Below are 21031 nucleotides of genomic sequence, written 5' to 3'. Positions count from 1 at the left end.
CAGCTTTGTTCAGGTGCGCAGCATCGCCGGCATGGCGCAGCCGCTGGTGTCGCGCGGCCAGCTGTTGATTGCTCAGCAGCAGGGGCTGTGGTGGCACCAGGCGACACCGTTCCCGATGACGCTGATTCTGGATGATCACCGCATGGTGCAAAGCATGAGCGGCCAGCCGCCGCAGGTGATCACCGCAGACAGCAATCCGCAGATGTTCCAGTTTAACCATCTGCTGCGCGCGCTGTTCCAGGCGGATGAGCAGGTACTGCGCGAGAATTTTGAGCTCAATTTCCGCGATAACGGTGGCGACGGCTGGCAGCTGAGCCTGACGCCGAAAGCGGCACCGCTGAATAAGATCTTCAACCGCATCGATCTGCAGGGCGCGGCGTATCTCAACCGCATTACGCTGGATGACCGCCAGGGCGATAAAACGGAAATCACCCTGAGCGATACCCGTACGCAGCCCGGCCAACTGACTGATGAAGAGCGAGCCCGTTTTGCGGCAGCGCAGTGAGATTTTTGCCGCGCGCGCCTGGCTGGCCGTCTGTCTGCTGCTGATGCTGGCGCTGGCCTGGTTACTGCCGCGCAGCCACATTAACAGCAGCGTGCTGGCTCTGCTGCCGCAGCAGAATCTTGGCCAGGCACCGGCAGAGATTCAGCAGGGCTTTATGCAGCGGCTCGACCGCCAGCTGGTGTGGCTGGTGAGTGCGCCCGGTGCGGACGGTGACGCCGCCGCTGCGTGGTGGCAGGCGCAGCTCCGGGCACTGCCGATGCTCAGTGAGGTCAGCGGCGCGCTGGATGATGATCAGCTGCAGCGCTGGGGAAGCTTCGCTTATCAGCATCGCAACGGGCTGATCGATCCGCTGACGCGTGCGCGACTGCAGCACGGCGGCGGCGCGCAGGCCGACTGGATTCTGGCGCAGCTGTTTTCGGCGTTTGCCGGGGTGAGCAGCAAAGAGCTTGCCGGTGACCCGCTGCTGCTGGTGCGTGGCGCGCAGCTGGCGCTGCAGCAGAACGCCAGCAAAATGGTGCTGCACAACGGCTGGCTGACGGTCAGCGATGCGCAGCAGCGCCGCTGGTATTTTCTGCACGGCGAACTGGTACATAACGCCTTCAGCATGGCGCAGAGCCATCAGCTGGTCAGCGCGCTGCATCAGCTTGAGCAGCAGTTGAAACAGCGCTGGCCGCAGGCGCAACTGCTGACGCGCGGCACGGTGCTGTTCAGCGACGATGCCAGCCAGCGCGCGCAGCATGATGTTGCCACGCTGGGCAGCGTGACGCTGGGCGGTTTGCTGCTGCTGGTGTGGCTGGTGTTTCGCTCACTGCGGCCGCTGGCGCTGAGCGCGCTGTCGGTAGCCATCGGGGCGATGGCCGGCACCGTGTTCACGCTGCTGTTTTTTGGTGAGCTGCATCTCACCACGCTGGTGATGAGTCTCAGTATTGTCGGCATCTCGGCCGATTATACGCTGTACTACCTGACGGAACGCATGGTGCACGGCGAGCACGCCACACCGTGGCAGAGTCTGCATAAAGTGCGCGGTACGCTGCTGCTGGCGCTGGGCACCACGGCGATCGCCTGGCTGCTGATGCTGCTGGCACCGTTTCCCGGGCTGCGCCAGCTGGCGGTATTTGCCGCCAGCGGCCTGAGCGCCTCGTGCCTGACGGTGATCTGTTTCTATCCGTGGCTGGTGCGCGGCCTGCCGGTGCGACCGGTGCCAGCGATGGTGTGGCTGGCGCGCTGGCTGGCCGCGTGGCGCCGCCAGCGCGGGCTGCGCGTCGGGTTACCGCTGCTGGTGGCCCTATACGCGCTGAGCGGCATCTTACAGCTGCGCGTCGACGATAATATTGCTCATCTGCAGAGCGCGCCGGCGCAGCTGCTGGCGCAGGATCGCCAGCTGGCGCAGCTCACCGGGCAGCAGGCCGATCAAACCTGGTTTGTGGTCTGGGGTGATAACGAGCAGCAGGTGTTGCAGCGGCTTAATGCGCTGGCGCCCGAACTGCAGCGCGCGCAGCAGCAGGGCTGGCTGGCGAGCTATCGCCTGCTGCCGCTCAGCACGCTGGAACAGCAGCAGCAGGATGTCGCGCTGTTACAGCAGGCGGCCCCGACCATCATGGCGCGTCTGCAACAGGCCGGTATTCGTCCGGCGCAGGCCAGTCTGCAGCCGATGCCGGTTAGCGTGCAGGCGTGGCTGGCGAGTCCGCTGAGTGAAGGCTGGCGGCTGCTGTGGCTGTCGCTGCCTGACGGACGCAGCAGCGTGCTGGTCCCGGTGAGCGGCGTGCAGAACAGTGCCGCACTGCAAAAACTGGCGACAGCGCAGGCAGGCGTGAGCTGGGTCGATCGCAAAGCCCGTTACGATGAGTTGTTTGGCTTCTGGCGCACGCTGCTAAGCGGCCTGCTGGCGCTGGCGCTGCTGCTGATCAGCGTCAGCTACACCCTGCGCCTTGGCCTCAAAGCCGGGCTGCGCAGCGCGCTGCCGTCATGGCTGTCGCTGGCGGCCGCGCTGGCCACGCTCGGCTGGATGGGTGCCAGTCTGAATCTGTTTGCGCTGCTGGCGCTGATTCTGGTGCTGGGCATTGGCATCAATTACACGCTGTTTTTCAGTAATCCGCGCGGCACGCCGCTGACGTCGATGCTGGCGGTAACGCTGGCGATGATGACCACGCTGCTGACGCTGGGCATGCTGGTATTCAGCAGCACCAGCGCTATCAGCAGCTTTGGTACCGTGCTGTGCAGCGGAATTTTTTGTGCATTTTTACTGGCGCCGCTGGCGCTGGCGGGCGGAAAAAGGAAATCACGATGAGAATGGGTGCGTTACTGCTGGCGCTCAGCCTGCTGCTGAGCGGGTGTGCGTCTCACCATGACGAGTCCAGCCGGCCCACGGCCTGGCTCAAACCCGGCGTGCGCGTCACGCTGCCGGCACCGGGCATCTCGCCCGGCTTTCAGCAGCAGCAGTTGCTGACCGGGCGCGTGAAGGGCAAAACCCAGTCATTGCTGGTGCTGCTCAGCGCGGATGCGCAGCAGATCTCGCTGGCCGGGCTGTCGTCGCTTGGCATCCGGCTATTCCGCGTCACTTACGATCAACAGGGGATTCATACCCAGCAGATGATGGCGCTGCCCGACCTGCCGCCAGCCAGCCAGGTGCTGGCCGATATTATGCTGAGCTACTGGCCGGTCAGCGCGTGGCAGCCGCAATTGCCGTCCGGCTGGACGCTGCGCGATGTGGGCGACCGGCGCGAATTGCGCGATGCTTCCGGCCAGCTGATCAGCCAGATTCACTATCTACAGCGCGGGGAACAGCGTGAGCCGATTAGCGTCGATCAGCGCGCCTTTGGCTATCAGATTCACATCCAGCATCTGGACGCCTCCTCATGATTTACCTGTCGGCTTTTGGCATGGTCAATGCGCTGGGCAGCAGCCTGGTGCAGATTGCCGTCCAGCTACAGCAGGGCACAGCGCCCGGCATGCAGCCGCGTGACGGCTGGTTAGCGCAGGGCAAGCGCTGCTGGCTGGGTGAAGTGCCGGGCGCGCTGCCGCCGGTACCGGCTGAACTGGCGGCGCATGATACGCGCAACAATCGATTGCTGCTGGCGGCGCTGCAGCAGTGCCAGCCAGCGCTGGATGAGGCGATTACGCGCTATGGTCGCGCCCGCGTGGCCATCGTGCTGGGCACCAGTACTTCCGGCGTGGATGAGGGCGATCGGCAGACGGACGGCGGCCATGCCGGTTATGACTACCGGATGCAGGAACTGGGCGATCCGTCGCGCTTTCTGGCGCACTATCTGCAGCTGGATGGCCCGGCGTACACGATTTCTACTGCCTGCTCCTCCAGCGCGCGCGCCATCATCAGCGGGGCGCGGCTGATTGCTGCCGGTCTGGCCGACGTAGCGCTGGTGGGCGGTGCGGACTCGCTCAGCCGCATGCCGATTAACGGCTTTGCCAGCCTCGATTCGCTGTCGGAACATCACTGCGCACCGTTCAGCGCCGGGCGCGACGGTATTTCGATTGGCGAAGCGGCGGCGCTGCTGCTGCTGACGCGCGAGCCACAGCCGCTGGCGCTGCTGGGCTGCGGTGAATCGTCAGATGCCTGGCACATGTCAGCGCCGCATCCGCAGGGCGTGGGCGCGGAAGCCGCCATGCGCATGGCGCTGCAGCAGGCCGGTTTGCAGCCGCACGAGGTGGGCTATATCAATCTGCACGGTACCGCCACGCCGCTGAACGATCAGGTTGAAGCGGCGGTGATTCACCGCCTGTTTGGCGATGCCGTGCCGTGCAGCTCCACTAAGCACCTCACCGGCCACACGCTGGGCGCAGCAGGCGCCACCGAAGCCGCGCTGGCGGCCCTGATTATCCAGCAACAGTTGTCGCTACCGCCGCAGGATTTTTCGCACGCGACGCAGGATAGCACGCTGCCGCCCTGTGGACTGCTGACTGTGGCACAGCCGCTGGCGCGCCCGGTGATTGCCTCCAACTCATTTGCCTTTGGCGGGAACAATACCTGCCTGATTGTAGGATCTTCGCATGAATGATTTTTTGCCGGTGGGCGATTACCTGCCGCACCGCGCGCCGCTGCTGCTGCTTGAGCGCGTGCTTGACGTCACGCCTGACAGCGTTGTCTGTGCAGTCACGGTGAGCCCGCACGGCGTGCTGGCACCGTTCCTCACGCCGCAGGGCGAGCTGCCGGCGTGGTTTGGCGTCGAGATCATGGCGCAGACCGTGGGCGTCTGGTCCGGTTTTCATGCCCGCCAGCGCGGTGCCAGTGACATCCGCCCCGGCATGCTGCTGGGCGGGCGCGGCTATCGCGCCAGTGCGTCCACCTTCGCGGCACACAGTGCGTTGCAGATTGAGATGCACCTGCTGATGCGCGATTACAAGCTGGGCAGTTTTGAGGGCGAGATCCGCTGCGGCACCAGCCTGCTGGCCAGCGGACGACTGAACACCTACCAGCCCGACGACGACGAATTAACCCGATTAGCGCAACAAGGAACCGAGTGATGACCCGCAGCGTATTAGTAACCGGGGCCAGTAAAGGTATTGGCCGTGCCATGGCTTTACGTCTGGCCGCCGACGGATTTGATATTGTGGTGCATTACCACCGCGACGCCGCCGGTGCGCAGCAGACGCTGGCGCAGATCGTTGCCGCAGGCGGCCGCGGCCGCACGCTGCAGTTTGACGTGGCACAGCGGGAAGCCACGCGTAACGCGCTGGAGCAGGATATCGCCGCGCACGGTGCTTATTATGGCGTGATCAGCAATGCGGGCATCACCCGCGACGGTGCTTTTCCGGCGCTCACCGAAGACGAATGGGACAGCGTGATCCACATCAACCTCGACAGCTTCTACAACGTGATTCATCCCTGCGTCATGCCGATGATCGGCCTGCGGCAGGGCGGACGCATCATTACCCTCTCTTCCGTATCCGGTATGATGGGCAACCGCGGGCAGGTCAACTACAGCGCGGCCAAGGCCGGTATCATCGGCGCCACCAAAGCGCTGGCGATTGAACTGGCGAAACGCAAAATCACCGTTAACTGTATCGCGCCAGGTTTGATCGATACCGGCATGACCGATCTTGAGCCACAGGTAATCGACGAAGCGCTGAAAATCATTCCGATGAAACGTATGGGCGCGGCAGAAGAAGTCGCTGGCCTGGCCAGCTATCTGATGTCGGATATCGCTGGCTACGTTACGCGTCAGGTGATTTCCATCAACGGAGGGATGTTGTGATGCAGCGGGTAGTGGTTACCGGTATGGGCGGCGTCACCGCTTTCGGTGAGAGCTGGAGCGCGGTGGCGCAGCGCATTAAACAGGGCCAGAATGCGGTACGTAAAATGCCGGAGTGGCAAGTCTATGATGGCCTGCACACGCTGCTGGGCGCGCCGATCGATGGCTTCACGCTGCCGCCGCACTACACGCGTAAACGCATCCGCGCCATGGGCCGCGTCTCACTGCTGGCGACGCGTGCCACCGAGCTGGCGCTGGAGCAGGCCGGCCTGATTGACCATCCGGTTCTGACCAGTGGTGAAACCGGCATCGCCTATGGGTCTTCGACCGGCAGCACCGGTCCGGTGAGCGAATTCGCCACCATGCTGACGGAAAAGCACACCAACAACATCACCGGCACCACCTATGTGCAGATGATGCCGCACACCACGGCAGTCAACGCCGGACTGTTTTTTGGTCTTCGCGGTCGCGTGATCCCCGCGTCCAGCGCCTGCACTTCCGGCAGCCAGGCGATTGGCTACGCGTGGGAAGCCATTCGCCATGGCTATCAGACCGTGATGGTCGCGGGCGGGGCAGAGGAGCTGTGCCCCTCGGAAGCCGCCGTGTTCGATACGCTGTTTGCCACCAGCCAGCGTAACGACGCGCCGCACACCTCGCCAGCACCGTTCGATCAACAGCGCGACGGTCTGGTGATTGGCGAAGGGGCGGGTACGCTGATTCTGGAATCGCTGGCACATGCGCAGGCGCGCGGCGCGACCATCTATGCGGAGCTGGTCGGTTTTCACACTAACTGTGACGCGGCCCATATCACTCAGCCGCAGCGTGAAACCATGCAGATTTGTATTCAGCGCGCGCTGGACAGCGCAGGGGTGACGGCAGCGCAGATTGGTTACATTAACGCACACGGTACCGCCACCGATCGCGGCGATATTGCCGAAAGCCAGGCGACGGCAGCAATTTTTGGCAATCGTACGCCCATCTCTTCGCTGAAAAGCTATTTCGGTCACACGCTGGGTGCCTGCGGCGCGCTGGAAGCGTGGATGAGTATTGAGATGATGCGTGAGGGCTGGTTTGCGCCCACGCTGAATCTGACGCAGCCCGCCGCCGAATGCGGTGAGCTGGATTACATCACTGGCGCGCCCCGGCAGCTACAGACCGATTACGTCCAGTCAAACAACTTTGCTTTTGGCGGTATCAACACCTCGCTGGTGTTTAAACGCTGGCGCGACGCCTGAGTCTCTCCGTTTACCCCTCATTCCCGTCGCCCGGCGGGAATCTTCCTCCCGATGATGCCTCTGGCGGTGATACACCGCCGGATTTCGCTTGCATTTAGCTGTACGCTGCGCATAATCGCAAACCGCAATAATAATGATTCTCAGTATAATTTACATCAGGGGATAACCATGCGCAGAACGCCTTTCAATCCCGGAATGAAACCGACGCTGCTGGCCATGCTGGTCAGCGCCGGTTGTTTGCCAGTGATGGCTGCTACCACTAACACCAGTAATGCTCCTCAGGGCGCTAACGAACAGCAAACGCTGACCGTCACCGCCACGCCGCAGAGTGAATTCAAACCCGGCGGCAACGACTTAGTACCGGCCTTTCTCGACGGCCAGATTGCCCACGGCGGTCGCCTCGGCATGCTGGGCGAGCAAAACGCCATGGACGTGCCGTTCAACGTCATCGGCTATACGGCAAAAATGATTCAGGACCAGCAAGCGCAAACCATCGCCGATGTGGTGCGCAACGATGCGGGGGTGCAGAACGTCAAAGGTTACGGCAATTTTGCTGAAACTTACCGCATTCGGGGTTTTACTCTCGACGGCGATGATATGACTTTCGGCGGTCTGCCGGGCGTGGTGCCGCGCCAGGTGATGGACGCTTCGCTGATCGATCGCGTGGAGATCTTCAAAGGCGCCAACAGTCTGGTTAACGGCGCAGCCAGTTCCGGCGTTGGCGGTATGATCAACCTCGAGCCGAAACATGCCGAAGATACGCCGATCAATCGCGTGGGCCTCGATTACACCTCCTCGTCTCAGGTTGGCGGAACGCTGGACGTGGGGCGTCGCTTTGGCGATAACAATCAGTTTGGCGTGCGGGTTAACGCCGTGCATCGCGAGGGCGAAACCGGCGTTGACGGCGAGAAAAAACGCACCACGGCGGCCTCGGTCGGTCTTGATTATCGCGGCGACCGGCTGCGCACCTCGCTGGACGTTGGCTATCAGAAGAAAACCTTCCATGACGGCTTACAGGGCGTGAAATTCGCCAGCGCCGGGGTGATCCCGGCGGTGCCGTCAAATTCGCACAACTACAGCCAGAAATGGGTGTACAGCGATATGGAATCTGAATTCGGTATCGCCAAAGCAGAATATGATATTACCGACAGCTGGACGGCCTATGCCGGTCTCGGCGCACAGCACGCTCATGAAACCGGCAACTACGGCGCGCCGACCATTACCAACAGCAACGGTGACGGCACCATCAGTAGCTTCTACTCCAACCGTATTCAGGACAACATGAGCGGCATGGTGGGGCTGCGCGGTGAGTTCCACACCGGTTTCGTCAGTCATAAAGTCAACGTAGGTTACTCGGCGCTGACCACCAATGCGAAAAATGCCTACGACATGTCGCTGGTGGGCACGCCATTTAATATCTACCACAGCGGCGACGTGGCTGAACCGGCGGCCACCTTCGCCGGCGGCAAGTTCTCCGATCCGCTTACCACGTCGCGCACCCGCACCCAGGGCTATCTGCTGAGCGATACGCTGGGATTACTGGACGATACGCTGCTGGTGACCGTTGGTGCTCGCCATCAGAAAGTGGTGGTGCGCAGCTATAACTACAACACCGGCGCGGAAAGCGTTGATTCGCGCTTCACCAACGACCGCTGGATGCCAACCTACGGCGTGGTTTACAAGCCATGGAAAGAAGTGGCGCTGTACGCGAACCATACGGAAGCGCTGCAGCCTGGTGAAGTGGCACCTAAAGACGCCGTCAACTATGGCACCGTGACCGGCGTGGCGCACTCGAAGCAGAATGAGATCGGTGTGAAAACGGATTTCGGCCGCATCGGCGGCTCGCTGGGACTGTTCGAAATCCAGAAACCGTCCGGCCTGATCAACAGTGACAATGTCTACGTCATGGATGGCGAGCAGCGCCATCGCGGCGTGGAAGCCAACGTGTTTGGTGAGCCGGTGCTGGGCCTGCGCCTCAACGCCAGCGCCACCTGGATCGATCCGGTGATGAAGAAGACCGCCGGCGGCACTTACGATGGCAAACAGGCGATCGGCGTGCCGCGCTACACCTACGTGCTGGGCGCGGAGTATGACATCAAGCCGGTGGAGGGGCTGACGGCCACGGCGCTGCTCAACCACAGCGGCTCTCAGTACGCCAACTCGGGCAATACCCTCAAGCTGGACAGCTATACCACGCTGGATCTTGGTATGCGTTACCGCATGAAGGTGAATCAGAACGATCTGGTGTGGCGCGTGGCGGTCGAAAACGTCACCAATGAGAAGTACTGGTCAAACGTTGATGACACCGGCACCTATCTCGCGCAGGGCGACCCGCGCACGCTGAAAATCAGCATGAGCTACGATTTCTAAGCGGCCACCACGGGGCGTAGTGACGCTCCGTGGTCTTTTCCAACAGAAATAGTGCTGTACGTTGGCCGCTATTCCATTACACTCTGTGCGGCAATCCCGCTGAAAAACGCCTCTTTCCTGTTGAGTCATCATGAGTTCACCCGCGCCACCTGACGATCACGACGAACCTTTACGGCAACCGCTGGATGATGCGCACTTCGCCATTGTGGTACTTGCAGTGACCTCGGTTACCCTTATAATCTTCGTCCTGATGCTTACATTATGGATGAGCTGAGGCCAGCAACCGACTACGGACGCCCGCAAGGAGATGTCGATGGAATCCCGGGATGACAAACTGATCGCCATCATTGGACTGCTTTCCGCCTGCCTGATCGGCGTAGTGTTCCTTTTCACCATGACCTGGCTGACGGACGTGCGCCATCCAGCCGATCCGTCACTGGATGTACAAACCTGCCCGCCCAAAACCGCCAGCCCGGTGCAGCACTCTTAATCCTGGGTGCGCCATTTAATCTGCTGACTGCGTAACTCCAGCGCCAGCGCTTCATGCAGGGTGCGATTGCCATTGGGATCGCCCAGACCAAACAGCGCGCCAGGCGAGCGCCGATCGTCGGCCCACGCCGGATACTCCACCACCGGATAGAGCGAAATGCCTTCCAGCGCCACGCCCTGCGCTAAGGCCAGCCGCGCTTCATCACTGACATGCCGCAGCCAGGGCGCGCGCGCGTCGCCTTCCGCGCCGGTTTCTGCCAGCAACAGCGGGCGCTGATAACGCTGCCAGCACTGCATCAGCAGCCGGTGCAGCGGCTGACGCTGCGGGTGGTCGGGCGGAATGGTGTCGCCGGAGAAGAACCAGTGGTTGTCGGGATAATAGTTCAGCCCCAGGATGTCGAGAAAATCGGGCTGACCACCCAGCTCCGGCGCATCGCGTCCTGCCAGCCAGTCCCAGGCTTCAAACTGCGCCTGATGCTGGCTGTCGGCATAGGGTTTGCTGTCGGGGTTATGCGGATCGGCGGCGATCTGCACCAGCGGGTCGGTCAGCACGAAGCGGGCGTCCGGATAGACGTCGCGAATGGCGTGCATGGCCGCCAGCGAGGCGCGCACCAGCTGACGTTTCAGTTCGCGACCACGCGCGCTGGCGTAGGGATCGAGCCACGAGACATCGGCGCCGGCCCAGGACCAGAAGGATATCTGATTGATAGGCGTAAAGAACGGCTGCTCCACGCCCTCATCCCGCATCAGCTGAGCCATGGCGCGTGCGAAGCGGCCAAAGTGCTCCACAAACGCCGGCTTCCAGATATCGAGATGATCGGGGTAGCCAAAGTGCGCCAGCTCCCAGATGATTTGTAAATCATGGCGCGCCGCCGCGTGAATCATCGGCAGAAAGGTGCGCCAGTCGTATTCACCTGGCGTGGCTTCAATCAGGTGCCAGCGGGCGCCGTCGCGCGCGGTGCGCAATCCTTCCTGCGCCAGCGCGGCGTAATCTTTCTCCAGCAGCATGTCGTGGCCGCTGCTGATGACCATATCCAGTCGTCGCCCGCCGCTGCGGCAGGCGGTAGAGCAGGGGAAGCTGCCCTGAAAAAAGCTGCGAAATAGCCGGGGCTGATGGCGCGGGGATAGCTGAGTCATGATCTTCTCCTCACGAAGAACGCCGGATGCAGAACGCCTGGCTAAGTCTAGACTAAATTAACGCCGCACCCGACGCGGAAGTAGACGGCTCTGATTGCCTTTACGTGCGGTGATACCAACAATAACAGCTTCAGGGTAAGCAGGGATTGAGTATGAGCGAAGCGGCACTGCGTTCCTCACGCGAACGGCCGGGCGACGGGCTGAGAGAACATGCGCAACAGCAATGTGCCCGTCATCCGGGACTGAGCGGCATTCATCCGCTGAACGATGGACTGGATGCGTTTGCGGCGCGCTATCTGCTGATGGGCATGGCGCAGCACACCATCGACGTCCAGTATTACATCTGGCACAACGACATGTCCGGACGCCTGCTGTTCAGCGCACTGCTGGATGCGGCGGAGCGCGGCGTGCAGGTGCGCCTGCTGCTGGATGACAACAATACGCCCGGGCTGGATGAAACGCTGGCCGAACTCGATCGGCATCCGAATATCGCCGTGCGGCTGTTTAATCCTTTCTCGTTTCGAACCCTGCGCGCGCTGGGCTATCTGACCGACTTCGCCCGCCTGAATCGCCGGATGCACAACAAAAGCCTGACCGTGGACGGCGCGGTAACGCTGGTGGGCGGCCGTAACATCGGCGACGAATATTTTGGCACCGGCAATGAGCCGCTGTTTACCGATCTCGACGTGCTGGCGCTGGGACCGGCGGTAGATGAAGTGGCGGAAGATTTCGCCCGCTACTGGCACAGCAAAGCGGTATCGCCATTGCGCAGCGTCGTGGACACCGGCGCACCGCCGCATGAAGCGGTGCGTTTACCGCCGGAGTGGCAGCAGAGCGAGGCGGTGCAGCGCTATCTGGCGCGGCTGGAGAAATCCTCGTTTGTCAGCCAGCTGGAGCAGGGCTCGCTGAGCATGACCTGGGCACACACACGGCTGTTAAGTGATGATCCGCGCAAAGGGCTGGGCAAAGCGAAGCGCTCCTCTTTGCTGCCGCAGCGCATGCTGGAGGTGATCGGCACGCCGCAGCAGCAGTTCGATATCATTTCGGCCTATTTTGTCCCGACCCGTGCCGGGGTGGCGCAGTTGCTGGCGCTGAAGCGGCGGGGCGTTAAGATCGCCATCTTAACCAACTCGCTGGCCGCCAATGATGTCACCGTGGTTCACGCCGGCTATGCGCGCTGGCGCAAGAAGCTGCTGCGTCACGGCATTGCACTCTATGAACTGAAGCCGCAGGCCAATGCCGCGGATGCCCCGCACGATCGCGGCCTGACCGGGAATTCCGGCTCCAGCCTGCACGCCAAGACTTTCACCGTCGATAACCGCAAAGTGTTTATTGGCTCGTTTAATTTCGATCCGCGTTCGGCGGTGCTGAATACGGAGATGGGGCTGGTGATTGAGAGCGAAGCGCTGGCGCAGCAGACCCATCAGCGCTTCAGCAGCGGCATGCGCGACCGCGCCTGGGCACTGCGGCTGGATAAGTGGGGCCGCGTTAACTGGGTGGAGTACAGCGGCGAAGCGCGGGAAGTGGTGCATAAGCACGAGCCGCAGTGCACGCTATTGCAGCGTTTGCTGGTGCGGCTGGTATGGCGTCTGCCGGTAGAGTGGCTGCTATAGCCGGGCTGCAACGCGCGCAGCCCGGCGGGTAAGCACGCCGTTACGTCTGCGCGGAGGTCTCTGGTTTGCGCTGCGGCTTGCCGGAGAACAAAAAGCGCAGCAGCGGGATACGCAGATGAATCTCGTACAGGGCAAAGGCAACGCCAAACACTATCAGCAGGCCGACAAAGAAGCCCAGCGTATTACTGCTGATGTGTGGCGTAACGTAGATGCCGTACAGGATGGTCAGCGGATGGTGCACCAGATAAATAAACAGCGACGCGTTCACCAGATACATGATGCGCGGCGAGTGGCTGTTCAGCAGCTTGTGGCCGAAGCTAAAGCAGACGTTCAGCATACACAAGCCCATCAGCGTAGAAATGATGGCATCAAGCTCGTACAGCCAGCCTTCACCGCTGCTGTAGCGCTGATTCAGGCTGTACGCGATAAACACCGCAATGGCACCAAAGCACATCACCGGATTAAAACGCACAAACAGCGCTTTCAGCGCCTGATGTTTCCAGCTCAGCGCACCCAGCATAAAGAACGGCAGGAAGAACAGCGACTGCATTACCGCAATGCTGAACAGGCCATCCATTAACAGCGCGGGAGCAAAGTGGAAAATCAGCCGGCGGAAGGCGCACCACACCAGCGCATAGGCCAGCAGGGCCAGCGTCAGCTTGCCCCAGCCAACCTGCTGATAATCGATGCGGCGCTGCTGATCGCGCAGCCAGCGGAAGCTCAGCATGCCAAACGCGGTGAGAATCACCAGTACAAGTAAAAACCACAGGTGCGAAATCAGATCCCACATCAGCGCGTTGTACTTGTCATACAGCGAGAAGTTTGCCCAGTCGCCGACTTTGCTGGTGAGATTTTTCAGCATAAAAAACTGCGGCAGGGTAATGAGCGGCACTGCGGTTAACAGCGGAATGCCGACGCGCTCCAGCCGCACCTTCAGCCAGCGGTTGGGCTGATAGCGCAGATAGAGCATATATGAGAAATAACCTGAAATAACAAAGAACACCTGCATGCGGAAGGCGTGAATAAAATCATTCAGCACCGTCAGCCACAGTGAGGCGTCCTGGCTGTTAACCGACCAGCGTTGGGTCGAGTAAATCAGCGAGACGTGGAAAGGCACGCCCAGCAGCATTAAATACGCTCGAATCGAGTCGAGGAAATATTCACGTTCGGGTTTGGCTGAACTCATAAGCTTCCGGTTTGTCAGTTTACTTGCCGGTTTCACCCTGAAACCGGATTATGCCGGACGAAATTCTACCGGCTGTAAACAGCGTATACTATCAGGTGAATCTGTTTCTTAATCTTCCGGGTTTAATTATCCGAAAAGTACACTTTCGGCTTACGAATCAGGGGAACAATCTTTTACATAAGCTGTCGGAAAACCGAATAATCCTTTAAGATAAATGGGTTTGATCTAAGCACACGAAAGGGGGGGATGTGCTGACTAAAGTGAAGAATAATGGCGGGCTGGTGAAGATGCGCTGGGTAGGCGCAGCAGTTCTGCTGGCGTTGTACGCCAACAATAGCTGGGCGTTCAACATTGATGATGTGGCAAAGCAAGCTAAGGCGCTGGCAGGGAAAGGTTTTGAAGCGCCAAAAAGCAATTTACCCTCTCAGTTTCGTGAAATGAAGTTTGCTGACTATCAGCAGATCCAGTTTAACCACGACAAAGCATACTGGGGCAAACTGCGCACGCCGTTTAAGCTCGAGTTCTATCATCAGGGCATGTATTTCGACACGCCGGTGAAAATCAATGAAGTCACCGCGTCTTCGGTACGTGAAATCAAATATAACCCTGACTACTTCAATTTCGGCAACGTGAAACACGATGCCGATGCGGTGAAAAACCTTGGTTTTGCTGGTTTCAAAGTGCTGTATCCTTTAAATAAAAAGGGTAAAGACGATGAGATTACCAGCTTCCTGGGTGCCAGCTATTTCCGTGTGATTGGCGAAGGCCAGGTGTATGGCCTGTCGGCGCGTGGTCTGGCGATTGATACCGCGCTGCCTTCCGGTGAGGAGTTCCCGCGCTTTAAAGAGTTCTGGATCGAGCGGCCGAAGCCGCAGGATAAACAGCTGGTGATTTATGCGCTGCTGGATTCTCCGCGCGCCGCCGGTGCCTATCGCTTTGTGATCCAGCCGGGCAAAGAGTCCACCGTGGACGTGCAGTCTAAAGTGTATCTGCGTGACAACGTCGGCAAACTCGGCGTAGCCCCACTCACCAGTATGTTCCTGTTTGGCGCTAACCAGCCGTCGCCGGTCAGCAACTTCCGTCAGGAATTGCATGATTCGAACGGCCTGTCGATTCACGCCGGAAATGGCGAGTGGATCTGGCGTCCGCTCAATAACCCGAAACACCTGGCGGTCAGCACCTTTACCATCGAAAACCCGAAAGGCTTCGGTCTGCTGCAGCGTGGCCGTGACTTCAGCCATTACCAGGACCTGGACGACCGCTATGACCTGCGTCCAAGCGGCTGGGTTGAGCCGCAGGGCGACTGGGGCAAAGGCCGCGTAGAGCTGGTGGAGATCCCGACGGCAGATGAAACCAACGATAACATCGTGGCCTTCTGGACGCCGGAGAGCCTGCCAGAGCCAGGCAAAGAGATGAACTTCAAATATCGTCTGCACTTTACGCGCGATGAAAACCAGCTGCACCAGGACGATGTAGCCTGGGTGAAAGACACGCTGCGTTCTGCGGGCGATGTGAAGCAGTCTAACCTGGTGCGTCAGCCGGATGGTTCCATCGCCTTTACCGTGGACTTTGTCGGTAAAGCGATGAGCAAGCTGCCGGAAAACACCCAGGTGGCGCCGCAGGTCAGCGTCGGTAACAACGCCGACGTGGTCGAGCAGAGCGTACGCTACAACCCGGTCACCAAAGGCTGGCGTCTGGTGCTGCGTCTGCGCGTGAAAGACAACAAGCAGCCGACCGAAATGCGTGCGGCGCTGGTGAGCGGCGACAAGACATTGACGGAAACCTGGAGCTATCAGTTACCTGCCAATGAATAAATCGACTTATTTACCTCAATCTTACGTGGAGGCGCTGCCGCTTGATGCGGCAGCACGCGCCACGCTCAGCGCCTCGCTGCAGAATGCGCAGGCGTTTCATGCCATTCACAGCGCGCTGGGGCAGGATATCGCCGCCAGCGAACGGCCGGACGATGCGCCGCTGAAATCAGTCTCGTCGCGCGTATCCATGGCGTGGCCGGATTCGCTCGCCGATGGCCAGCAGCTCAGTAAAGATTATCTCGACCGCACCACGCTGAAGGCGATGCCGCCGGTGAAGCGTTCGCTGATGTTCCCGGAAGCCTGGCGTACTAACCCGATCGCGCGCGCCTGGGATTCCCTGCGCGGGCAGAAAGGCAACCCACGCTATGCCACGGTGGAAGAGCAGAAAGCGGAAGACAAATGGCGCCACGTAGGTTCCATGCGTCGCTACGTGCTGCTGATTCTGACCATTCTGCAGACCGTGGTCGCCACCTGGTACATGAAAACCATTCTGCCGTATCAGGGCTGGACGCTGCTCGATCCGGTCGAGCTGTTTAACCAGAACTGGCTGCAGTCGGTGGAGCTGATCCTGCCGTATATTCTGCAGACTGGCATCCTGTTCCTGTTTGCCATCCTGTTCTGCTGGGTATCGGCTGGTTTCTGGACCGCGCTGATGGGCTTCCTGCAGCTGCTGATCGGTCGCGATAAGTACAGCATCTCGTACTCGACCACCGGTGATGAGCCGCTCAATCCGGAACATCGCACCGCACTGATCATGCCAATCTGTAACGAAGACGTGGAACGCGTGTTCGCCGGTCTGCGCGCCACCTGGGAGTCGGTGAAACGCACCGGTAACGCGGAGCATTTCGACGTTTACATCCTGAGCGACAGCTACGATGCCGACATCGCCATCGCCGAGCAAAAAGCGTGGATGGAGCTGGTGCGGGATGTCGGTGGGGCGGGCAAGATCTTCTATCGCCGTCGCCGCCGCCGCGTGAAACGTAAAAGCGGCAACATCGATGACTTCTGCCGTCGCTGGGGCAGCAACTACAGCTACATGGTGGTGCTGGACGCCGATAGCGTGATGAGCGGTGAGTGTCTTACCGGTCTGGTGCGCATGATGGAAGCGAACCCGAACGCCGGTATTATCCAGTCGTCGCCAAAAGCGTCGGGCATGGATACGCTGTATGCGCGCTGTCAGCAGTTCGCCACCCGCGTTTACGGGCCGCTGTTTACCGCCGGTCTGCACTTCTGGCAGCTGGGCGAATCGCACTACTGGGGGCACAACGCCATCATTCGCGTGCAGCCATTTATTGAACACTGTGCGCTGGCGCCGCTGCCGGGTGAAGGCTCCTTCGCCGGTTCGATCCTGTCACATGACTTCGTGGAAGCGGCGCTGATGCGTCGTGCCGGCTGGGGCGTGTGGATCGCCTACGATCTGCCGGGTTCTTATGAAGAGCTGCCACCGAACCTGCTGGATGAGCTGAAGCGTGACCGTCGCTGGTGCCACGGCAACCTGATGAACTTCCGCCTGTTCCTGGTAAAAGGCATGCACCCGGTGCACCGCGCGGTGTTCCTGACCGGCGTGATGTCCTACCTGTCGGCGCCACTGTGGTTTATGTTCCTTGCGTTGTCGACCGCCCTGCAGGTGGTGCATACGCTGATGGAACCGACCTACTTCCTGCAGCCACGTCAGCTGTTCCCGGTGTGGCCGCAGTGGCGTCCGGATTTGGCCATTGCGCTGTTTTCCACCACGCTGGTGCTGCTGTTCCTGCCAAAACTCCTCAGCGTGGTGCTGATCTGGTTTAAAGGGGCGAAACCGTACGGTGGCGCATTCCGCCTGTTCCTCTCGCTGCTGCTTGAGATGCTGTTCTCGGTGCTGCTGGCACCGGTGCGCATGCTATTCCACACCGTGTTTGTGGTCAGTGCCTTCCTCGGCTGGGAAGTGGTGTGGAACTCGCCGCAGCGTGACGATGACGCCACGCCGTGGAGCGAAGCGTTCCGTCGCCATGGTTCACAGATGCTGCTGGGGATTGTCTGGGCCGTCGGGATGGGCGTGCTCGATCTCAACTTCCTGTGGTGGCTGGCGCCAATCGTCTTCTCGCTGATTCTGTCGCCGTTTGTCTCGGTGATGTCGAGTCGCGCCACGGTCGGGCTGAAGAGTAAGCGTGCCAGGCTGTTCCTGATCCCGGAAGAGTATGAGCCACCGAAAGAGCTGGTCGACACAGATCACTATCTGCAGCTGAACCGTGAACGTGCGCTGAAGCATGGCTTCATGCATGCGCTGTTCAATCCGGCGTTCAACGCGCTGGCGACGGCGATGGCGACATCGCGCCATAAGCAGAGCGCACTGCTGGATCACGCACGCGATCGCCGCGTCGATCAGGCATTGAGCGATGCACCGGAAAAACTGAATCGCGAACAGCGTCTGCAGCTGATCAGCGATCCGGTGGTGCTGGCGCGCGTGCACACGCGCTTGTGGGAAAATGCGGATAAATATCATCAGTGGGTTGAGAGTTATCAGAAACTCACGCTTAACCCGCAGGCGCTGCCTCAGCGCGCCTGACAGGCTAACGGTGATGAAAAGCGGCAGCGATGCCGCTTTTTTTATGCCTGCGCTTCAGCGAAGTGCTTAACGCGCCTCACACAATCTTTACGCATAAAGGCATAGCGGTTTAGCTGCACCCGCAGCTAAAATGGCGCGATGACATGTGCCAGCGTTCCTGAGCACATTTAAACAGTCACTGACGCACATCAGAATCAGGGGTGTCAGTTCAGGGTGAGTAAATGCAGTGAAATATTGCCTGAAATTAATTGCGCTGTGCGCCGCCATTTTACTGCTGACGGGCTGTGGCAGCATTATCAGCCGGACCGTACCCGGACAGGGGCACGGTAACCAGTATTATCCGGGCGTGCAGTGGGATGTGCGTGACGGGCCGTGGCGCGTGCTGACCATTCTCGATCTGCCGCTGTCGCTGGTGATGGACACGCTGCTACTGCCGGTTGACGCACAGCACGGCCCGTACGAGTAACTTACGCCCAGTTGTCTGACGGACTGTCGTCGTCTTCCCACTCTTCGGCCGCTGCCTCGCCTTCTTCCAGGTCGCGCGGCGGCTCCAGCTGAAATTCGCCTTCATCCCATTCGTGCAGGGTATTTTCCGACTGCCACTCCTGGCGCAGCTCAATTTCATCGAAATTACCGTCGAACACCGCCTGCGCCGCTTCACCGCTGCAAATTGGCAGGCATTCGCCCTGGCCGTCTTCGTCAGCGAAAAACTCCGCCTGCCACATAATGTCGCCATCCTGCATCACGTACTTCTGCAGCGCAAACTGGCTGACACTGGCGTCATCCTGCTCCAGTTCAGGCTGGCTGGCGAGAAACTCTTCGCGTGCGGCTTCAATGGCTTCTTCTAACGTACTATACAGGCTCATCTGCAACTCCTTGTCAGTGCAAAAAGGGATTTCACAGAAGAATAGACGAAAATTGGCGGCTGTCAGGGCGGGAGAGAACAATGACGGGGTGGATGCGTAAAAAGTCATCCACCCGCGCCGGTTACATCATTTTTTGCGGAAAGTGCAGAACCGGTCGTACCGACTCGCGTAACACGGGTGCAGAATAACGGATGCAGCATTTAATACAGGGTTTCACCTTTTTAAAATTAATTCGTGCGGTGGCCAAAGCCTGATTTAAATTATAGAGCGTACCGATGAACACCATATCCTCCTTAACCGGCAGACGTTTACACTCCTTCCGATGCAGCAGATGGTAACCCTCCTGATCGGTACTGATCGTCACGTAGTAGTAGATACCTTTATTCATATTATGTGTCCTGAATATATTTGCTGTGTGTAATCTTTTTATATTTTTAAACGCGCAGTTAACGAACTAACTGTCAGGGTCGAAACTAACTGGATTCGATCGGGCTAACCAATTCCATAAAGATATATTAAAGATGAATTTTTAATCAAAAGAGAATATGGCGGTTAACTTTCAGACAAACACTTGTTTAATCAGTAAAATTTATTAGATAAGTAAACAAGACGGCAAGCCTGAGTAAAATTAAATAGGAAAAGGCCTGGAAGTCATCAAAATCAGATCCGCACCCGCCATATTTTACGCATATTGCCGTACAAACTCAGGCACTGAAAAGCAGCAGAGGGCGAGGGAGAACGCGTTGGCGTAACAGCAAAAAACCGTGATTAATTCGCAAGATAGCAGCAGGCAGCGTAAAGGGTGTCGTTGACTTAAGTGTCAGCGAGTGGAAGGCATAGCAGTTCAGGCTGGGCCTTTTTTAGCGCGCCACTGCGCAGACAATCACGTGAATTAAGGCAAATGCGCGGTAAATAACGCGGGGCATTGATAATACCCCGCAACCGATTAATAGCGTGAAGGCTGCCCTTCGGGCCGGGTTTTAAAGCGGCGATGCAGCCACATATACTGCTCAGGCGCCAGCAGCACCGTCTCTTCCACCACTTTATTCATCACGATAGCGGTATCCATTTCACTCTCCAGTGAGAATTTGTGGCGGATATCCGGCATCATTTTCAGTTCGTAGCCGCGGCCGTGCGGCAGGCGGCGTGCCAGAAACGGCACCACGCTCGGATTAGCCAGACGAATCAGCATATGCGTGCCGGTGGTGGTCGCGGCTTCCTGAACGGCAAAGAACGGGGCGAATACACTGCTGCGCGGGCCGTAGTCGTGATCGGGCGCATACCAGATGATGTCGTTGTTCTTCATGGCGCGGATCATGCCTTTCAGATCTTTGCGGTCCAGCATGCTTTTATTGGAACGCATGCGTCCCCAGGTTTGCAGCCAGTCCAGTAACTTGTTGTCGTTAGGGCGATAAACGCCAATACCCGGGTTGTACATGCCAAACACGCGCGCACCCAGCTCCAGCGTCAGGAAATGCATGCCAATCAGCAGGATGCCGCGCTTTTGTGCCAGCGCCTCGGTAACGTGCTCCAGGCCGCTGGTGCTGACCCATTTACGAATACGCCAGTCCGGCCAGAACCACGCCATGCCGGTCTCAATCAGCCCCATTCCCACCGATTCGAAATTGTGCTTCACCATGGCTTCACGTTCGCTGGTCGGCATATCCGGGAAGCACAGCGCCAGATTGCGTTGCGCGACCTGAACACGACGCTTCATAAAACGCATGGCAAGGCGTCCCAGCCCGCAGCCAGTCACGTACAGCAGCGGGTAGGGCAACAGCACCAGCACATAGAGGAAACCGATGCCCAGCCAGGTCAGCCAGTAGCGTGGATGAAGGAGTTCGCGGGTAAATTGCGGAAGTTGCGTCATGGAAATATCAATGTCCTGCGTCGTGTACCAGAGAGTCCGGTTTCTGTAATTGGCCGGGATTATGCCATTTTTTCTCTCTGACTGAAATCAACCATCCGTGCGTCAGCGCACGACGAACAGCATTTCTGCGCAGATATTAGCGAGCACAACGCAGAACCCCGTCGATTGTGGCTGACGGCAGGAGAATTGCACCA

At 59.4% G+C, this 21031-nt stretch carries 18 protein-coding genes; 13 read left to right on the top strand and 5 right to left on the bottom strand.

Annotation, left to right across the window (positions count from 1 at the left end):
- The 9 genes from ERD80_RS00430 to ERD80_RS22345 all read left to right on the top strand — a co-directional run.
- On the top strand, positions 1 to 505 hold a 505-nt coding region (locus ERD80_RS00430), incomplete at its 5' end, for an outer membrane lipoprotein carrier protein LolA (RefSeq protein ID WP_136545497.1).
- On the top strand, positions 471 to 2792 hold the full coding sequence (locus tag ERD80_RS00425) for an MMPL family transporter (RefSeq protein ID WP_136545496.1): 2322 nt from the start codon (positions 471 to 473) through the stop codon (positions 2790 to 2792). The genes ERD80_RS00430 and ERD80_RS00425, both read left to right, overlap by 35 nt.
- Positions 2789 to 3364 (top strand): DUF3261 domain-containing protein, encoded by a 576-nt coding sequence (locus ERD80_RS00420; protein ID WP_059010480.1) that lies wholly within the window; start codon positions 2789 to 2791, stop codon positions 3362 to 3364. The genes ERD80_RS00425 and ERD80_RS00420 overlap by 4 nt, the downstream gene beginning before the upstream one ends.
- Positions 3361 to 4518 carry a beta-ketoacyl-[acyl-carrier-protein] synthase family protein gene (locus ERD80_RS00415; RefSeq protein ID WP_136545495.1) on the top strand — a complete coding sequence of 386 codons (1158 nt, stop codon included), beginning with the start codon at positions 3361 to 3363 and terminating at the stop codon, positions 4516 to 4518. The genes ERD80_RS00420 and ERD80_RS00415 overlap by 4 nt, the downstream gene beginning before the upstream one ends.
- Positions 4511 to 4984 carry a 3-hydroxy-fatty acyl-ACP dehydratase gene (locus ERD80_RS00410; protein WP_136545494.1) on the top strand — a complete coding sequence of 158 codons (474 nt, stop codon included), beginning with the start codon at positions 4511 to 4513 and terminating at the stop codon, positions 4982 to 4984. The genes ERD80_RS00415 and ERD80_RS00410 overlap by 8 nt, the downstream gene beginning before the upstream one ends.
- Positions 4984 to 5715: a 3-ketoacyl-ACP reductase FabG2 gene (locus ERD80_RS00405; RefSeq protein WP_132465227.1), complete on the top strand. Its 732-nt coding sequence runs from the start codon at positions 4984 to 4986 to the stop codon at positions 5713 to 5715. The genes ERD80_RS00410 and ERD80_RS00405 overlap by 1 nt, the downstream gene beginning before the upstream one ends.
- Positions 5715 to 6947, top strand: a complete 1233-nt coding sequence (locus ERD80_RS00400; RefSeq protein ID WP_136545499.1) for a beta-ketoacyl-ACP synthase — start codon at positions 5715 to 5717, stop codon at positions 6945 to 6947. Before ERD80_RS00405 ends, ERD80_RS00400 begins: the two co-directional genes overlap by 1 nt.
- A gap of 168 nt (positions 6948 to 7115) precedes the next feature.
- Complete coding sequence (locus ERD80_RS00395; RefSeq protein ID WP_136545493.1) at positions 7116 to 9317, top strand: TonB-dependent siderophore receptor; 2202 nt, start codon at positions 7116 to 7118, stop codon at positions 9315 to 9317.
- Positions 9318 to 9630: 313 nt separating this feature from the next.
- A complete protein-coding gene (locus ERD80_RS22345) occupies positions 9631 to 9807 on the top strand; it encodes a hypothetical protein (protein ID WP_021506450.1) in 177 nt (58 codons plus the stop codon).
- Here the strand turns inward: ERD80_RS22345 and ERD80_RS00390 are convergent.
- Complete coding sequence (locus tag ERD80_RS00390; protein WP_059010467.1) at positions 9804 to 10943, bottom strand: hypothetical protein; 1140 nt, start codon at positions 10941 to 10943, stop codon at positions 9804 to 9806. The two genes, ERD80_RS22345 and ERD80_RS00390, sit on opposite strands and share 4 nt — an antisense overlap.
- A 152-nt stretch (positions 10944 to 11095) precedes the next feature.
- Here ERD80_RS00390 and ERD80_RS00385 point away from each other — a divergent pair, with 152 nt between their 5' ends.
- Positions 11096 to 12556: a phospholipase D family protein gene (locus ERD80_RS00385; RefSeq protein WP_021506448.1), complete on the top strand. Its 1461-nt coding sequence runs from the start codon at positions 11096 to 11098 to the stop codon at positions 12554 to 12556.
- Positions 12557 to 12596: 40 nt separating this feature from the next.
- Here the strand turns inward: ERD80_RS00385 and mdoC are convergent, their stop codons facing one another.
- Positions 12597 to 13742 carry a glucans biosynthesis protein MdoC gene (gene mdoC, locus ERD80_RS00380; protein ID WP_136545492.1) on the bottom strand — a complete coding sequence of 382 codons (1146 nt, stop codon included), beginning with the start codon at positions 13740 to 13742 and terminating at the stop codon, positions 12597 to 12599.
- A 278-nt stretch (positions 13743 to 14020) separates the two neighbouring features.
- Here mdoC and ERD80_RS00375 point away from each other — a divergent pair, with 278 nt between their 5' ends.
- From ERD80_RS00375 to ERD80_RS00365, 3 genes are all read left to right on the top strand, one after another.
- Positions 14021 to 15556 (top strand): glucan biosynthesis protein G, encoded by a 1536-nt coding sequence (locus ERD80_RS00375; RefSeq protein WP_182688977.1) that lies wholly within the window; start codon positions 14021 to 14023, stop codon positions 15554 to 15556.
- On the top strand, positions 15549 to 18101 hold the full coding sequence (mdoH, locus tag ERD80_RS00370) for a glucans biosynthesis glucosyltransferase MdoH (RefSeq protein WP_136545491.1): 2553 nt from the start codon (positions 15549 to 15551) through the stop codon (positions 18099 to 18101). The genes ERD80_RS00375 and mdoH overlap by 8 nt, the downstream gene beginning before the upstream one ends.
- Before the next feature lie 226 nt (positions 18102 to 18327).
- On the top strand, positions 18328 to 18567 hold the full coding sequence (locus ERD80_RS00365; RefSeq protein WP_021506444.1) for a YceK/YidQ family lipoprotein: 240 nt from the start codon (positions 18328 to 18330) through the stop codon (positions 18565 to 18567).
- A 1-nt stretch (position 18568) separates the two neighbouring features.
- Here the strand turns inward: ERD80_RS00365 and ERD80_RS00360 are convergent, their stop codons facing one another.
- The 3 genes from ERD80_RS00360 to ERD80_RS00350 form a co-directional block, all read right to left on the bottom strand.
- Positions 18569 to 18967, bottom strand: a complete 399-nt coding sequence (locus ERD80_RS00360) for a MysB family protein (RefSeq protein ID WP_021506443.1) — start codon at positions 18965 to 18967, stop codon at positions 18569 to 18571.
- Positions 18968 to 19088: 121 nt separating this feature from the next.
- Entirely contained in the window at positions 19089 to 19355 is a 267-nt protein-coding gene (locus ERD80_RS00355; protein WP_021506442.1) for a hypothetical protein, read from the bottom strand.
- A gap of 558 nt (positions 19356 to 19913) precedes the next feature.
- Positions 19914 to 20837, bottom strand: coding sequence for a Kdo(2)-lipid IV(A) acyltransferase (locus tag ERD80_RS00350; RefSeq protein ID WP_136545490.1), 924 nt, complete (start codon positions 20835 to 20837; stop codon positions 19914 to 19916).
- Between the last annotated feature and the right edge of the window lie 194 nt (positions 20838 to 21031).

It is taken from the genome of Pantoea sp. R102 (genome assembly GCF_004916815.1).
GTDB lineage: Bacteria > Pseudomonadota > Gammaproteobacteria > Enterobacterales > Enterobacteriaceae > Pantoea > Pantoea dispersa.
Note: the sequence above shows the minus strand (reverse complement) of the source record. Positions and strands in the feature narration are given on the sequence as shown.

What these genes read in the sequence shown, in the direction of transcription:
- ERD80_RS00425 (WP_136545496.1), top strand. Translation starts at nt 471, where the DNA reads ATGAAGAGCGAGCCCGTTTTGCGGCAGCGCAGTGAGATTTTTGCCGCG.
- ERD80_RS00420 (WP_059010480.1), top strand. Translation starts at nt 2,789, where the DNA reads ATGAGAATGGGTGCGTTACTGCTGGCGCTCAGCCTGCTGCTGAGCGGG.
- ERD80_RS00415 (WP_136545495.1), top strand. Translation starts at nt 3,361, where the DNA reads ATGATTTACCTGTCGGCTTTTGGCATGGTCAATGCGCTGGGCAGCAGC.
- ERD80_RS00410 (WP_136545494.1), top strand. Translation starts at nt 4,511, where the DNA reads ATGAATGATTTTTTGCCGGTGGGCGATTACCTGCCGCACCGCGCGCCG.
- ERD80_RS00405 (WP_132465227.1), top strand. Translation starts at nt 4,984, where the DNA reads ATGACCCGCAGCGTATTAGTAACCGGGGCCAGTAAAGGTATTGGCCGT.
- ERD80_RS00400 (WP_136545499.1), top strand. Translation starts at nt 5,715, where the DNA reads ATGCAGCGGGTAGTGGTTACCGGTATGGGCGGCGTCACCGCTTTCGGT.
- ERD80_RS00395 (WP_136545493.1), top strand. Translation starts at nt 7,116, where the DNA reads ATGCGCAGAACGCCTTTCAATCCCGGAATGAAACCGACGCTGCTGGCC.
- ERD80_RS22345 (WP_021506450.1), top strand. Translation starts at nt 9,631, where the DNA reads ATGGAATCCCGGGATGACAAACTGATCGCCATCATTGGACTGCTTTCC.
- ERD80_RS00390 (WP_059010467.1), bottom strand. Translation starts at nt 10,943, where the DNA reads ATGACTCAGCTATCCCCGCGCCATCAGCCCCGGCTATTTCGCAGCTTT.
- ERD80_RS00385 (WP_021506448.1), top strand. Translation starts at nt 11,096, where the DNA reads ATGAGCGAAGCGGCACTGCGTTCCTCACGCGAACGGCCGGGCGACGGG.
- mdoC (WP_136545492.1), bottom strand. Translation starts at nt 13,742, where the DNA reads ATGAGTTCAGCCAAACCCGAACGTGAATATTTCCTCGACTCGATTCGA.
- mdoH (WP_136545491.1), top strand. Translation starts at nt 15,549, where the DNA reads ATGAATAAATCGACTTATTTACCTCAATCTTACGTGGAGGCGCTGCCG.
- ERD80_RS00360 (WP_021506443.1), bottom strand. Translation starts at nt 18,967, where the DNA reads ATGAGCCTGTATAGTACGTTAGAAGAAGCCATTGAAGCCGCACGCGAA.
- ERD80_RS00355 (WP_021506442.1), bottom strand. Translation starts at nt 19,355, where the DNA reads ATGAATAAAGGTATCTACTACTACGTGACGATCAGTACCGATCAGGAG.
- ERD80_RS00350 (WP_136545490.1), bottom strand. Translation starts at nt 20,837, where the DNA reads ATGACGCAACTTCCGCAATTTACCCGCGAACTCCTTCATCCACGCTAC.